Genomic DNA, 15,020 nt, shown 5'->3' with positions numbered 1-15,020 from the left:
CGACCCGCACCCCACGAGAACATGTTGTCCGCGGACAACACAGCCCGCACCACCGGCCCGGCGGCACTCCCCCACCAGAGTGCCCCGGTGCAAGGTCACGGGACGACGACTCCGGCGCAGCTTGTCCGAGCACTGGGGGAGACCGCTGATGAGCAAGCTGCGACCCTGCGCGCCGGGTTGGACGTCGAGGCCTTCCACGCGCTGGTGGAGGTGTTGCACTCACAGGTCTGAGACCGTGCCGATACCGAGGGGTGTGTTGTCCGCGGACAACACACCCCTCAGCGTTTGTGGCAGTCGGGGGTGCGGCTGAAGGGTCTGCGTGGGGCATCGGGGTGGTCGCGCAGATGAGCGACAGAGCCGAAAGTGATCCAGAACCCCATTCGGCCGCTGCTGACAGCGGTCGGGCGGTGGCACCCGAGTTGGGCGACGAAGCCAAGGGATGCAGTGACCCTGAAGCCTCCAGATGGTACATATGTGAACATAGCACCCTTAATAGCACTCACGTTCGACCCCGGAATGGCACCTACAACGCTCAAACTGAGAGCTCCCGGTATGGCGGGCCACCGGGGCGGCCGATAGGGCCTCCTAGGGGCCTTTACGGGATTTTCCCTGCGCAGGCCGAGCCTTCCCGGCCGCTTGCAAGCCGACCTGGTGTCGATTTCGACCGGCAGACCCGGCACGACCACTGCGGATAGCGACTCCCGTACCCCTGGCCGGAACACCACCCGGACCAGGTCCGGCCGCCCGGCGACCGGCGCCGAGCAGTGAGGCCTTGGCGCAGATGGCGCGTCCAGGAGCATCCTGGACAGACGGATCTCACCCGACAGATCCGGGGGCCACACGGACCGCTGGCCGTGCCGGACCCCAACATCCGAGCGCCCACGCGGCGCCTCTCCGCACCTCGGGGGTGCTCCCCATGACGACGACACGTCGGGACCTCACGACTCTGGGCGAGAACATCGAGTCGACCGGCCTGGTCACGCCGTCCGTGCAGGAACGGGTGCGCAGGTTGGTGGCCTCCCGGGCCAGGGACCGGGACGACTGTCAGATGCTGCTGGAGGCATTGGGCCTGGCCGATGACCCGGACCAGGCTCCCATCCCAAGGGATCACTAGACGCGCGGGTACCGGCAACCACGGCACGACGGCGGCACAGGCGATGCGAGCCCATGGCGCACGCGAGCGGGATGCAGGATCAGCACCCGGGCCCCCCTGACCTGCAGATATGCGCATAGCAATGAGCTTGCGGCGTCACACGCGTGCGACGATGCAACCACCGATAGAAATAGTGACGATGCCATCCATATCAACTAACACCGAAAGGATGAACCATCGACCCATTCACCATCCGAACGTAGCGATCACTTACCGAAACACCGGTGGTTCGATCCACCGACCAAATTGTGAATAGATCCCATGAACGACAGGTGGCAGCATCCATCGGTGCACTTTTCGATACCACGTCGCTCCCACCCATTGACCGCCCCACTGACCCACCGACCCGATAACCCATCGGCGGAACCACCGTCCGACCTATCCGAACTCCGGTCGACCGATGCACGGCAGATAAGAACGATCCACCCCGGACCTCTTCAGCCGCCACCTGGCCCCCGCCTGGGCGAGCGGCCGGCCCACCCGGCGGCCGGCCACCGATCCCGCCGCTGTCGAATATCTCTTCCCCCCACCGGAAAACAATTCGATCAGATGTACGCCTTTACGAGAATCACGACATAACACAACCGCCACGACACGCCGCACTGACGTCCCGTCCTGCGTGCCCCTGGTAACGTCAGCTACTAGTTCCCTCAGCACTGGAACACACGGGCCGCACACCTTGCAAATTCAGCGCCCGACCCAGCATTTGAGGCAAGCGGTCCGATCACCGCTGGAAGTACCAGCCGTGCAGCTTTCATAGCTTGGAGCAGATGATGAGGGTCCTAGCGATTGCCAGCCAGAAGGGTGGCGTCGGCAAGACCGCCACCACCGTCAACCTCGCAGCAGGCCTGGCCCTCATGGGCAGCCGCGTGGTGGTGGTCGACCTGGATCCCCAGGCCCAGGCCAGCAAGGCGCTCGGGATCCGGCTCGAAGGCGGCACGATCCAGAACTCGCTCGGCTTCGCTCTGCAGGCCGCAGTCCAGAGCGTGCCGACGGACCTCCGCCGCTACGTCATGGACCGCAGCGAAATACTGACCAAATGGGGCGCCGAAGGGACACTGATGCTCCTCGCGTCGGAGGACGCGACCATGTCGAACGCCCAGCACCTGCTTCACACGGCCGGGCCGGACAAGGCGACGCTCCTGCGCGGGCTGCTCACCCAGCTGGCGGACGACCTCGATTTCGCCGTCATCGACACCCCGCCCTCCGTAGGCGCCCTCCCCGCTCAGGCCCTGGCCGCATCCGACTACGCGATCGGTCTCTGCAGCCACGAGTACCAGACCCTGGAGGGCGCCGTGGCCATGAAAGCGACCCTCCGCTACGTCACACAGCGCACCGGCGGAGCCGCCGACCCGCTCTACCTCGGGGCCGTACTCAACAAGTGCAACCCCGTCAGCAAGTGGAAGCGCCAGGAGGTCGACGTCCGCAACGGCATGGTGGAGGCCGGTCTCCTGCCGCTCATCTCCGAAATCCGCGCCGACGACCGGATTTCCGGCAGCTACGCCTCCCAGGCCCCGGCGGTGATCCAGTTCGGCAACCACGAACCGGGCAAGCGCTACGCCGCGCTGCTCCAGGAACTGTTCGTCCGCATGGACACCCCCGAAGCAGAGTGGGAGATCGCACCGACCGCCGACGCCCAGCTGGCAGCTCTCGAGACACGCAGGGAGAAAGCCGTGATCAGTGTCTGACACACCCAAGAAGGTCCCAAAGGCTTTCAGCGGGGTGCGACCACCGGCTGAGAGGCCACGGTCACGGGCACGCTCTCAACCACAGCCGGCAGCAGCCGCGAGCTTCATGGCAGGTCTGACGGAGTCGGCGGAGGACGTCGCAGCGCGTTCGTACCTCGGTTCCGGAACCTCAGCGGTTCTCGTGGGGCAGCAGCTCGCCGCGCCTGCGGTCACGACCACGCCGACTGCCGCGACCGCCGCAACGACCGCGGACCCCGTCCCGGCAACCGCCTTCAGCACGTCCCCCGGGACGGCCCCGGCCTCGCCGACGGCCTCCGAGGCCAGACGGGCGGTGCTCGACTCCTTCAAATCGGCCCGGGCCCACCCCCACACCTGGACGCAGCACGGCTTCATCCTGCTGCCCGACGTGATGTCCGCGCTCAAGGCTCGTGTGGCCGCCGACCGGAGATCGGTGCGCAGCACCGAGCTCTCGATCGGGCACTACCTCGACGCCGCCCTCCGCCTCGGCCCCAAGAGCATCGACGGGCAGATCGCCTGGGCCCAAGAACTCCTCGAATCACGGGACGGTTTCACCGACCGTGGGGCGAAGAGCAGCTACCGGGTCGGTCCTGAATCCTTCGAGATCGTCTCGAATCTCAAGGGTGAACTCGACATGGCCAAGTACGGACGCAAAGGACTCGTCGTCGTCTCCGCCATCGCTTGCCGATTCCTGGAGCGTCTCGCCGCGGAAGGCCCGCTGACCCGTCCGTAAACGCTGACCAGCAGACCTGCCGGGCCTCTCCTGAACAGACAGGGGAGGCCCGATCGCGTTTCGGGCCGAGCTGCTGGGGATTGCACGTCCCCGGGGCACATCGCCACGCGCTCTGTGCAGCCATGACCGCTTTGACCAGGGCATATGCGGATCGCTATACCGATAGCCGTACCGATGCAACCACCCATACATCGACGGGTCGACTTCACGACGCACCTTACGACCGCCGCTGAGTATCACCGAGAGGTGCACGGTTGGAGCGGTGGCACCACCCTCCGTTGCAACTACCGCCGTGAACATGCATGGATCCCCCGACCGCCTGATGCACCGATCCCCGCCACGGTGGATTTACTTTCCCATTCATCGACGGACCTTCATCCATCACCAATGGAAGATACAGACACCTACCCTCGACATTTCCGCGCCATTCACCGCCTACTGCCGGGAAACGTTCCAGCAGCGCAGGAATAAACGTGATCGGTGCGATATATTCGCCATCGTTGTCTGCTCTGCATCGGCTTGGCTCAAGGAGCGTCCCGAAGTGTCTGCATTGCCGCCGCTGACCACGAACGCCGTGTCCACGGCCGCTCGGGTGTCCGACACCTTCGCCTACAAGGCGAAGGACCTGGGTGTCCTGGCCGAACCCCATTTCCCGAGTGACGTCATCGCCCTCCGTGTGTACCGGGCCGTCGCTGAACTCGTGTGGTTCGAGGAGGGCTGGACCAAGGAGTCCGGCAAGGCCCCCAGCACCTGGCAGATGGCCGCCATCCAGGCGGGGCGCAACGCCTTCAGTGATCCGAACACGCACCCGGGCACCGTGCTCTGGGTGCTGCGCGACCGTGTCTTCCTCGCTCATACGCCGGCCGAGCGGGCTGCCTTCGAGCTCAAAGATCTTGAAGGACAGTCGGCTCTGCGGCTGCCGGTGGGGCGCTGGGTCGCCGAGCTGCCGGAGGAGCTCCGGCTCCTCCGGCGTCGGCGACCGAGCCGGTCACGGGGGTCCCTGGCATCCGTCCGTCCCCCGCGCGAGCCACGGGGCGCCTAGGGCCGACTCCGTACCCCTCGACCGAGAGGAAGTGACCGTCCCCATAACCGAATAGACGACCCGCATCTTCGGCACCTCCTACCGGGCGCCGAGTCGGTTCTGTATGCCCTTTTCTCCTAGGAGTCAGCCATCATTCCCGCTCCGAGGTGTGTCTTCGTGCTGCCCTCGGCACTCACGCACACCGCTCAGACCGTCCCGTCGCCACCCCCTGTGCCTGAGGTCTCCCGATGAGCGCCGTCCTCCGGCACGCTCCGCTGACCCGGGAGACGGCGATTCTCCTTCGTGAACGGCGTGGGAAGCCGTCACAGTGCCGGGGGGTGGACCCGGCGATGCCCGAGGGGCTTCGAAAGACCGCGGTGAACGTGCCGGCCTCGGTGATCCTGGGCTCGTTCCGGGATCTGACCGTGGTCTACATCGCCAAGGTCATCCAGCTGTCCCGCAATCAGGACAAGCACTGCGTCGCCGCCTTGACCACACTGGCCCGCTGGCTGGGACTGACCAACCGAGTGGGCACGTGCCACCGGACCGGTGACGCCCTCGTGAAAGCCCCCAGTTCCTTGTACGCCGCCCAGAAAGAGGCCACCGAGGCGGGCCTGATCACCGTCCGCCGCCGTACCCACCGTGGTGGTCGCGGCACCAGCGCGGTGCGTACCGTCGCCCCCGATCTCGGCGGCGACTTCCGGGTACCGGTCCCGGTGGCACTTCTCGGAGCGGTACCCGCCCGCCACGCACGGGCCTACATGCTGGTCGCCTACGCGAACTGCAAACGTATCCCCTTCACCCTGGCCGACCTCGCCTCGTACATCCGCCACGAGTCCGGCCACCGTAAGGGCGAGCCGATCAGCCCCGACGCCGCGGCCAGGTTGGTCGACGATCTGGAGTCCTGGGGCTGGATCGAGGTACACCGCAGGGCCGGCCGCCAAGGGCGGAACGTCATGATTCCCCGCCGGGTCCCGAACCAACCCGTCGTCCCGCCCGAGGACGACACTCACCCCCGCCGCGGGCACGGAACCGCGCCGAAGGCATCCACGGACCTCGGGTATCGGCCGCGAGCGGACCTCCCTCGCGTATCGGAAGACCACAGCCTTGACGTACAGGAGTCGGCCGGGCTGCAACTTCCTGCCCTGTCACCCGTAGGGGAGGTGGGTAGGCGCGATGCTGTGGACAACCTCGGTGGCCGCGCGCCGGAGGTTCTCGCGCTTCGCGCTGACACGGCGTCGAGTACCCCGGCTCCACGTCCGGCCGACTACCGGGGCCCGGCTCTGACGGTCACTCCGGAGATCGCATACGTGCTGGAGCCGGTCCGTTCCCTGCTCGTCCACGGCAAGGTGAACGTGTTCGTGCAGCGATGCGTCTCCCGCTCGATCGGCCGTCAGATCTCGCTCGGCGCCGCTCCTGAGCGGATCCGGCAGCGGCTTCAGGAGCGCTACGCGGGGACCGGCTTCGAGGTACACAATCCCAACGGTTGGCTGATCCGCGCCGTGGAACGGTGGGGCTGCGAGAGGGCCGAGTGCGAGCAGGGTGTCATCTGGGACACCGGGGAAACATGCCAGCAGTGCCACTTCCGGCGCGAGGAGAACCGTACGGCAGGCTTGGCCGCCTGGCGTGCGGCACATCCGGCACAGGCCGCGGCCGGCGACGCCTACTGGGCAGCCAGGCGGGAACGGGCCACCCGCGAGGCCACCGACCAGGCCCGGGAAGCCGACTCGGCGACCAACCGGCTGGCCGACCGACTGGCCACGCCTTCGGATCCGGAGTGCATCGGTCAGGACGGCTGCTGCGGCAGGCCCGTCCGCAGGATCGGCGACACCCTCTGTCCGCAGTGCGCGGGCCTCAGGCGATGCCCCGCCACCGGCTGCCGGACGTGGTACCGCGGAGAGCACTGTCCCGACCCGCACGGCCTGTCATGGCAGCACCTGAGCCTGCCTCAGGAACACGCCGGGCACGCCGGCTTCGGTCCCCGCCCCTCCGTCGTCTTCACGGAGGCCACGGACTCCGAGTTGCTGATCGGGAGGGTGTGACCGACCCGCCCTGGCCGGCTCCGGGAGAGGTGCCCGGCCGCAGCCTGCACCTCGTCGGCCGCTCCCCACCGGTACGAGGCTCACGGAGAGGAGCACCCTCGGCGATCACCATCGATGTGGCAGGTGCACTCAGCCTCCGCGCACCGGCGTCCACCGGGACGGTGTGCTCCCCTCCGAGCACGCAGTGCCGCCTCCGCTTGCGCCTCCGACACGGAGAGATTGAAGTCCTCCGACGCCCTGAGCTGTACATCGGCAGCACTGACCGAATACGCCGGCCCGTGGTCGCGACGGCTGACGACGACGGCCCAGTCCACAGCGTCGGCCAGCGCCCTTCGCTGAGCGGCCTCCGCATCGGCGCCCGGCTTCCTCTGCTGCCGGGCCAGACGCACGAGCCCGCTGAGCCTCGTGTGCGAGCCCGCCGACGAGGCCGTCGCCGGGCTTGCAGGAGCAGCGATGCGGCGCTGCCTGATCAGGAGAGGCAGGCAGCGCAGTCTCGCACGCAGGGAAGCAGGAGACGCGGACACTTGGTGCACCTTTCGGAATACGGACCGCAACGGTGAGATCAGTTTTGGTCCGGGCAGGAGACGGACGTTTCAACCGTCCCGCTCCTGCGCCAGACAAGGGAGGACCCTCCGGGCAGGAGTGCGGGCAGTCGTCCGTCCGCGGCCGGTGACGGCGTACGTCCAGCCGAAAGCCGCCTCGGGACGGAGGGTGTAAACGCCGTTTACACCCCCGACGGGCATGCGCGGTAACACTCTGGCCCTGGATGTCCCAAAATCACCCCGGCGCCACTATGGTGGCGCCATGGCCTCTCCATACTCCGACGGTGCTCGGGAAAAAGTTGCATCGAAGCTTCCTGCCGTCCTTCGCCAGGAGCTCAAGACCAGAGCGGCTCAGCTCGGCATCGACATGCAGGACGCCGTCACCGAAGCCGTCGAGCAGTGGCTGGTCCGCCCGGCCGGCCAGAACCCGGTCATCGACACCGCAGGCGCCGAAAGCTGGAACACCTGGCTCCCTGCAGGCCTCTACGCCGCGTTCAAGACCGACTGCGCCGACCGGGACATCTCCTTCGTCCAGGGGCTCGCCCAGGCCGTCCGGGTATGGGTCGACTCGCACAGCGTCTCCCTCAGCGAACTGACCATCCCCCAGTACACGCGTCGCATCGTGGTGTGCAACCAGAAGGGGGGCGTCGGCAAGACCACGATCGCCGCAGGCATCGGCCAGGCCATAGCGCTGGGGCTGCCGGCCAGCACCGGGGGATCGAAGCTGCCTGCGCTGCCCGGCCTCCGTACCCTTCTCGTCGACTACGACCCGCAGGGGCACCTCACGTCCCAGCTCGGCATCAAGCAGATTCCACCCGGCGAGGAGAGCCTGGTGACACACATGGTGGAACGCGACCGGGCTACCGGATCGCTGCTCGACCAGGTCGTGCCGATCGCTCCCGGGCACTTCGACGACCGGCTCTTCCTGCTGCCGTCGAGTTTCGACGCCTTCCTGCTCGACTCCCGGCTCGGGTCAGTACGCGGTCCGCGCGAGACCAGCCTCCAGCGCGCCCTGGCGCCACTGGAGGAACACTTCGACGTCGTCGTCCTCGATGCACCCCCGAACCTCGGCCTCGCCATGGACGCCGGGCTCTACTTCGGGCACCGTCGCAAGAACGAACCCACGGGGGCATCCGGTGTCCTGGTCCCCGTGGAGGCCGAGGACTCGTCCGCCGACGCGTACGCCATGCTCGACAGCCAGATCCGGACCATAAGCTTCGACTATGAGGTCGAGGTCGATCGCCTCGGCCTGGTGGTCAACAAGTTCGACAAACGCAAGGGCTACGTCGCCACTCACTCCCTCGAAATGTGGGAGTCCCTCGAGAGCCCGCCCGTCGTAGCGGTCGTCCCCGACCTCAAGGAACAGCGTGAGGCGGTGCACCTCAAGCAGCCGCTGCTGATGTATGCGCCCACATCCACCCAAGCGCAGCGGATGCGCGAGATCCGTCGGAGGCTCGGATGAGCGTCGCCAAGAAGCTTGCTGCCGGGGGTGGAGCCTTCGGAGCGCTTGCGCAGAGCGAGCTGCGGGGGAGGGGGGAGGTGGTGGCCCGCAGCGAAGCCCTGGACGCAACGGGGCGGGTACGCCGGGCCTCCCTCGCCCCGGTGGACTCCATCGTGTTCAACCCGCTCAACCCGCGGAAGACGATCGTGGACTCCACGATCGACGAGTTGGGTGAGAGCCTGCGCCGGCAGCAGATCGTCCCGGTCACCGTGGTGAGCCGCAGCGCCTACCTCGACGCGCACCCCGAGCAGGCGGCCAAGGTCGGGAACGCCGACTTCGTCGCCCTGGACGGCAACCGGCGCCTGCTGGCAGCGCAGCGGGTCGGCCTCGCGAATCTGCGCGTGGATCTCAACGACGACCTCGTCTCGTCTGCGTCGGACATGGTCGAGGCCGCCCTGGTCGCCAACGCGCACCGGGAGGGGGTCCTGCCGTTCGAGGAGGCCCAGGCCATCGATCAGCTCCTCACCACGGTGTACGACGGCAATCAGGCCGCCGTGGCACGGAAGCTCGGAAAGTCCAGGGCATGGGTGGGCCAGCGGTTGGCTCTTCTGCACCTGGCGCCCGAGCTGCAGGAGCAAGCCGGTGCGGGCGAGCTCGCGATCGAGGACGCGCGAAAGATCGGTGCGCGGGCCCGGGCCGGCCATCTGAGTGCCGCCGAACAGCTCGAGATGGCGGAGGCTGCGAAGCAGGCTGCCGCAGCCAGGGAAGCGGCGAAGGCGGCGGCGAAGTCCGAGCGGAGTGTCCGAGGGCCGGGGCCCGCCGCCGCACCGACTGCGCGTGCCGGGGGAGAGGAGCGCACCGTCGTGGCACCTCAGGAGCCTCGGGAAGCAGAGCCAGATGTAAACGCCGTTTACACCGAACCCGGGCGGGAGACCGATCCGAGCAGGGCCGCCGCCGACCGGGATGTAAACGCCGTTTACACCGGCGGGCCGGAGCAGCGTGATGTCGCCGAAGTGGAGGCGGGCGGCACGGTGACGGTGCAGTTCGACCCGTCCGACTTCATCCAGACGGCCCGTAGGATCCGCGAAGCGATGGACGTCCGCCAGGCGGTGAACGTGACCTCCGCGCTGCTGGCGATCCTGCAGCGAGAGCCGGAGTTTCCGGAGATCATGGAGTCGATTCGAGGCAGGATGTCCTGAACCTCGGCTCACTGCGGCGCATGAAAGCCGTCCCTCCGGACCGGGTTCCGGAGGGACGGCCTCTTTCGTCGTCGAGAGCGGACAGCTTCGTCAGCCGCCGCTGCCCGTCCTCCCCCCGCCGGGCTCAACCCGACTCGGGGCGGCCACCCGCTCGAAGGCCCGGCATCGTGACCTTGGCGGCCGTCTCGGCGCTGATCAACGCGCTGAAGCCACGGGCGGATCGTTGTTCCTCCGTGAGGTGGGCGACCCGGCCGAAGGCCGCCCTGGCACGCGCCTTGACGAACGCGTTGACGGCTTCGCCGGAGAGACAGGACAGCAGGCGCCAGTCCTCGGCGGTGAGCTCGTGATCGTCCTTGGGAGTGCCGTCGGAATGCGTGGGACGGCTCTGCGGGGTCAACCGCACAGCGAGGCGGCCTGCCTTGTCGAGGGCGCGGAACAGAGCCTCGTCCGGGGGCTGGTGGATGCGCCGGCCGTACTCCAGCCAGGCCTTCAGACGTCGAACCGGGCAGAGGGCCGGTGCCTCGTCACGGACCGGTACCCAGCTCTCCGCTGCCGGGCCTTCCGTGGGGCTCGTTCGGCTGACCACCCTCACGTCGACGCCGTCCTCGTGCATGGTGACGCCGGTGACGAGCAGTTGGGTGAGTTCGATCCGACGATTCGGCAGGTGCCAGCCGAGGGAGAGAATCGCGGCGTCACGGATGTCGGCCGGCCGGCCTCCCCGGTCACAGGTCGCCAGCATCTCTTCGAGGTCGGGCTCGCTCACGGCCGGGGAGCGCCTCTCGGTTCTGTGCGGTACCCAGGCCTGACGATATGCGGCGATCATGCCTCTGGTGATGAGGGTGCCGGGGCGGGTGTTGCCGGGGGTGGCGCGCTCCTGCCAGGTGACCACCGAGCTGGAGTAGGCGGCGACCGTGTTCGGTTCGTACCCTGCGCTCTCGATCATCCATCCCACGTACTCGATCAGCGTCGCCGTGGTGCAGGGAAGGGCCACGCGGCCCCTGGCTGTGCACCACTCCTGGAACAGCCTGATCTGGCTCTCCAGATTGCGGCTGCTGCTCTGCTCTCGCGCCGAGGCGCGGACGAGCCTGGCAGTGGCCGGGCTGATCAGAAAATCTTGATCGGTGTAGGGCTGCAACGGTGACGGCCCGTCGAAGCACGTTTCGAGAGAAGCCCTCTCACAGCAGTTGCCTCGGATCTCATCCATGACACGAGGCTAGCTCTGCGGAGCTGGAACCAGCGCCGACCTGGGAGCCATCGGCATGGCCGCCGGCAGCTGCTCGGCCTCCGTGTCGCCCTACCAATCACCCGTTCAGATCAGCAACCGGCACGAGAGTTCTCGCGTTGAACGCATCGAACCCGATCAAAAATCAGGACAGGAAGGATCTCCCATGATTAAGAAGACTCTTGCCACGGTTGGTATTGCGGCTTCGGCATTTGCCATGACGACCGTCCCCGCATCCGCAATCATCGACCACGACGGTTCTGCGGTCTCCGGCCAGGGCGACGGTGGCACCAACCACAACGGCACCGAGGGCAACCACAGCCCGAACTACCACACCCTCGACAACCCGAACCTCTGCCTGCCGGAGGTCCACAACATCGCCGTCGCCGTCATCGGCGCCGCGGTGCCGATCGAGGTCAAGGCCCTGAACAACAACCCGGAGCAGACCTGCGTCGTCGGCCAGAACACCGTGGGCAGCGGCGACGGTGGCGTCAGCCACCTGATCGGCTGATCTACCGGGCAGCAGCGGACGCCGGGCCGGGGGGATTCACCCCGGCCCGGGCGCACCCGTTCTCGGGGCCTCATCGCTGATCCCGGGCGGGATGCATGGGGCCAATGCCCGGAACATCGCAATAGTGATGAATTCACCGAAAAGGGGCTTTTCGTCACGATCATGGCGTAGACTCCTCCCGGATGGAGCGGAGAATCATAGGCTCGCGGCCTCGCGTTATGCGTGAGACTGCGAGCCTATGGACTTTCCCGGGTTCGGTTCATTCGAAGATAGGACGATCCGTCCTACGGCCATCGGGGGAAAGTCCGGTCACCGTACCGTCGGCCGAGCCGGTCACCAGCATTCTGGCTGCCGCGCAGTCTGGAACGCATCAACGCAGGCTCCCCGGCACCCGCTCGACGACGAGGGGGGAGTTTGAAGCCCGTCCGGCTACCCCTTCGTGCCGAAAACCCGACCGGTGCTCTCCTTAGGGTGGGGAGCCACTGTGGCGGCCGATGCCACCACGGCACTGCCGGGATCGATGCACTCTCGTGGGCACCCGGTCGAAGAGGACGCGATACCGCCCATCCCCACATGCTCTCGTGAGATCGGACGACTCATGGCACTCGAACAGCCAGCCTTGACCTCCGGGGAGTAGCCCGTGTCTTCTCCCGAAACGTCCACCACGGTCACGAAACCGCCGCTCGAACACCTCAGGGCAGACGCGGTCGCTCTGGTCGGGGTCATCTTCATGGCCCTGGCGACAGCAGCCCCGATCACCGCGATGACCGGCAACCTGCCCGTGATCATCGGAAGCGGCAACGGCGTACACGCCCCCGTCGGCTTCATCTTCGTCACCCTGGTACTGACGGTGTTCACGGTGGGGTACGTCGCGATGGCCCGACATATCACCACCGCTGGCGCGTTCTACAGCTATATCTCACATGGTCTGGGCCGGATCATCGGCATGGCGTCCGGCCTGCTCGCGGTCCTCGCCTACGTCGTCTTCGAGGCCTCGATCGCGGGTATCTTCGCCTACTTCGCCGAAACAGCCATCGACTCCCAGTTCGGTGTCAACGTGCCCTGGCAGTGGCTCGCCGTCTTCATGCTGCTCGTCACCTCGGTGCTCACCCACTACGACATCAAAGTCGCGGCGAAGATCCTCGGGGTCTTCCTGGTGGGCGAGGTCGTGATGCTGACCCTGCTGGCGGGCTCGGTGCTGGCGCACGGCGGTGGCCCTCACGGATTCCACTTCTCCGTCCTCAACCCGACCGGGGCGTTCGCAGGCGTCAACGCAGGCGTCGGCCTCTTCTTCTGCTTCTGGTCCTGGATCGGGTTCGAGTCCACGGCGATGTACGGGGAGGAGTCCCGGAATCCGAAGCGGATCATTCCGCTCGCCACCCTGTTCGCCGTCGTTGGTCTCGGGGTGCTGTACACCTTCGTCTCCTGGATGGTGCTCAGCAGCAACGGCCCACAGGACGCTGTGGAGATCGCAAGCGGGATCACTCCCCTCGACCTCTTCCTGGATCCCGCTCAGCAGTATCTCGGGCACTGGGCGGTCACGGCCCTTCTCTGGCTGATGGTGACCAGCTCCTTCGCCTGTGCCATGGCATTTCACCAGTGTGCCTCGCGCTACCTGTACGCCATCGGCCGTGAGCGTTTCCTTCCTCCCGCACTCGGCCACGTCCATCCCAGGTACCGGTCGCCGTCCGTCGCCTCGCTCACCCAGACCGGGATCGCGCTCGCCATCGTTCTGATCTTCTGGGGTACCGGCCAGGACCCGTACGTCGGCCTGTACACGCTCACAGCGATCCTCGGCACCCTCTCCCTACTCGTGGTGCAGACCCTGTGCTCCTTCTCGGTGATCGCCTACTTCCGCCGGAACCACCCCGAATCCCGGCACTGGTTCCGCACGTTCACCGCACCACTCCTGGGAGGCCTGGGCATGCTCGCCGCAATCGGCCTTCTCCTGGCCAACCTGCACAAAGCCGCCGGCCCCGCAGCCGATCTGCTCTTCTTCAGGTTCATCCCGTGGATCGTCGCGGCGGTGTTCCTGAGCGGCATCGCCCTGGCTCTGTACATGAGGTCCAAGTACCCCGAGAAGTACAAGGTGATGGGCCGCATCGTCCTGGAGAGCACTACTGCGAGCGACACCAGGAAACCGCTGAGTACTCGGACGTGAGCAGCGGGGGAGAGTGCCCGTGCTGACATTGCCCTGAAAAATTCGGTCGAATCTTCATTGATTCTGCCCTGCTCCCCGCCCGGTGGTGGGGAGCAGGGCAGAATAATTTCACGAATTCCTTTCGGGCAGATCCGAGGGAAATGTCAGCGTCCGGCTGAATTATTTTCCGGGCGGGACGATCAGGGTGCGCCCGACGGGAGAGTCGCATTACGACTTCGTCTGACCTTCAGTCAACTGTCATCTGTATCAAGAGGTTGGGCCGATTCTCCCCGATCGGGCAGCCATTCGGGAGTAATTCGGACAATCGGCTACGAAAAGCTTGAATCGGCGCAGATCGCACGACTACAGTCATTCTCCGATGCCAGGGAGAAATTCGTATGCCGTACCAGTTGCAGGACAGAGTGGCAGATCACTGTGTGCCTCGTGCCGAGGTTCAGCAGGCAGCTTCAAGGGTCGGATCACTCGCGTCTGGCCTTTGCCAGGCACTGCTGTGCCTGGCGGCGGCAACTCTTCGGTACACGGTGAACCGGAGCCGGGCGTATGCGGTCATCTGGTGGATACGGCTCCGGAAAGCCCTCAGTATGGCCCACCCGAAACTTCCGGACTACGTCCTCGCCACCGGCGTCGGGGGGGCCGTGGTGATGGTGCTGATCACCCTGACCGTCCAGTCGCTCAACAGCACACCGGCCCTTGCCGAGACCACCCCCCCGGTAACAGCCTCGGCTCAGGTTCAGGGGGAGTCCCACCAGGCCGCGGCAGTACCTGTACCTGCTCCACCGGCTCAGAGTCCGCCCGCCCCTGAACAGGCGCCGGCCTACCCGGACACCCTCGACGGGTGGATCCAGGAGGCACGCGCGATCCTGACCGAGAACGGGGACCAGGTGCCGTCCGCCAAGGCGCTGAGAGCAACCGCGCTCGCCGAATCCTCCGGCAGACCTCAGGCGGTCAACCGATGGGACTCCAACGCCAGGGCCGGCACACCTTCGATCGGGCTGGCCCAGATGATCAGGCCGACGTTCGCGGCCTATGCCCTGCCCGGGCACAGAGAGATCACCGACCCGGTCGACAACCTGGTGGCAAGTGCCCGTTATTGCAACGCCCGCTACGGCGGTATGGACAACATGGCCGGCGCCCGATGCTACGGCAAGTGCTGGCGCGGTTACTGACGAACGACAGCGACCGAACCGGAGAACGTAGGCTCGCAGGCGCCTGCCGAAACGGCGGCGTGCCTCCGGCGCCGAGCGACCCTGATGGGGTTTGCTTGGTTCGGTCGCTGTGCTTGAGTAGCT

11 protein-coding genes and 1 pseudogene are annotated in these 15,020 nt (G+C 66.7%); 11 read left to right on the top strand and 1 reads right to left on the bottom strand.

What is annotated here, in order from left to right; genetic code table 11:
• From AA75_RS51450 to AA75_RS22380, 8 genes and pseudogenes are all read left to right on the top strand, one after another.
• Window positions 1-231, top strand: a pseudogene (locus AA75_RS51450) (plasmid partitioning protein); the annotation flags it as partial.
• A 685-nt stretch (window positions 232-916) separates the two neighbouring features.
• On the top strand, window positions 917-1,114 hold the full coding sequence (locus tag AA75_RS22410) for a hypothetical protein (RefSeq protein ID WP_033821970.1): 198 nt from the start codon (window positions 917-919) through the stop codon (window positions 1,112-1,114).
• An 809-nt stretch (window positions 1,115-1,923) separates the two neighbouring features.
• Window positions 1,924-2,841, top strand: a complete 918-nt coding sequence (locus AA75_RS22405; protein WP_233289138.1) for a ParA family protein — start codon at window positions 1,924-1,926, stop codon at window positions 2,839-2,841.
• Window positions 2,842-3,172: 331 nt separating this feature from the next.
• Window positions 3,173-3,592, top strand: coding sequence for a hypothetical protein (locus AA75_RS22400; RefSeq protein ID WP_149038308.1), 420 nt, complete (start codon window positions 3,173-3,175; stop codon window positions 3,590-3,592).
• Between the two features lie 298 nt (window positions 3,593-3,890).
• A complete protein-coding gene (locus AA75_RS22395) occupies window positions 3,891-4,634 on the top strand; it encodes a hypothetical protein (RefSeq protein ID WP_233289137.1) in 744 nt (247 codons plus the stop codon).
• A 740-nt stretch (window positions 4,635-5,374) separates the two neighbouring features.
• Window positions 5,375-6,655, top strand: coding sequence for a hypothetical protein (locus AA75_RS22390; protein ID WP_199520388.1), 1,281 nt, complete (start codon window positions 5,375-5,377; stop codon window positions 6,653-6,655).
• 804 nt (window positions 6,656-7,459) lie between these two features.
• On the top strand, window positions 7,460-8,659 hold the full coding sequence (locus AA75_RS22385) for a ParA family protein (protein ID WP_033821966.1): 1,200 nt from the start codon (window positions 7,460-7,462) through the stop codon (window positions 8,657-8,659).
• Complete coding sequence (locus AA75_RS22380; protein WP_051813057.1) at window positions 8,656-9,837, top strand: ParB/RepB/Spo0J family partition protein; 1,182 nt, start codon at window positions 8,656-8,658, stop codon at window positions 9,835-9,837. Before AA75_RS22385 ends, AA75_RS22380 begins: the two co-directional genes overlap by 4 nt.
• 124 nt (window positions 9,838-9,961) lie before the next feature.
• Here AA75_RS22380 and AA75_RS22375 read toward each other — a convergent pair whose 3' ends face one another.
• Entirely contained in the window at window positions 9,962-11,041 is a 1,080-nt protein-coding gene (locus AA75_RS22375; protein WP_149038306.1) for a hypothetical protein, read from the bottom strand.
• A 55-nt stretch (window positions 11,042-11,096) separates the two neighbouring features.
• Between AA75_RS22375 and AA75_RS22370 the strand changes: the two genes are divergently transcribed.
• The 3 genes from AA75_RS22370 (at window position 11,097) to AA75_RS22360 (ending at window position 14,897) form a co-directional block, all read left to right on the top strand.
• The gene (locus AA75_RS22370) at window positions 11,097-11,570 is read left to right on the top strand and encodes a rodlet layer protein (RefSeq protein WP_233289136.1); all 474 of its coding nucleotides are present in this window, start codon (window positions 11,097-11,099) and stop codon (window positions 11,568-11,570) included.
• Window positions 11,571-12,210: 640 nt separating this feature from the next.
• Complete coding sequence (locus AA75_RS22365) at window positions 12,211-13,731, top strand: APC family permease (RefSeq protein ID WP_051813053.1); 1,521 nt, start codon at window positions 12,211-12,213, stop codon at window positions 13,729-13,731.
• Window positions 13,732-14,312: 581 nt separating this feature from the next.
• On the top strand, window positions 14,313-14,897 hold the full coding sequence (locus AA75_RS22360) for a transglycosylase SLT domain-containing protein (protein ID WP_051813051.1): 585 nt from the start codon (window positions 14,313-14,315) through the stop codon (window positions 14,895-14,897).
• The last annotated feature ends 123 nt before the right edge of the window (window positions 14,898-15,020 follow it).

Origin of the sequence: Kitasatospora sp. MBT63, assembly GCF_000710465.2 — a bacterium.
Classification (GTDB): Bacteria; Actinomycetota; Actinomycetes; order Streptomycetales; family Streptomycetaceae; genus Kitasatospora.
Note: the sequence above shows the minus strand (reverse complement) of the source record. Positions and strands in the feature narration are given on the sequence as shown.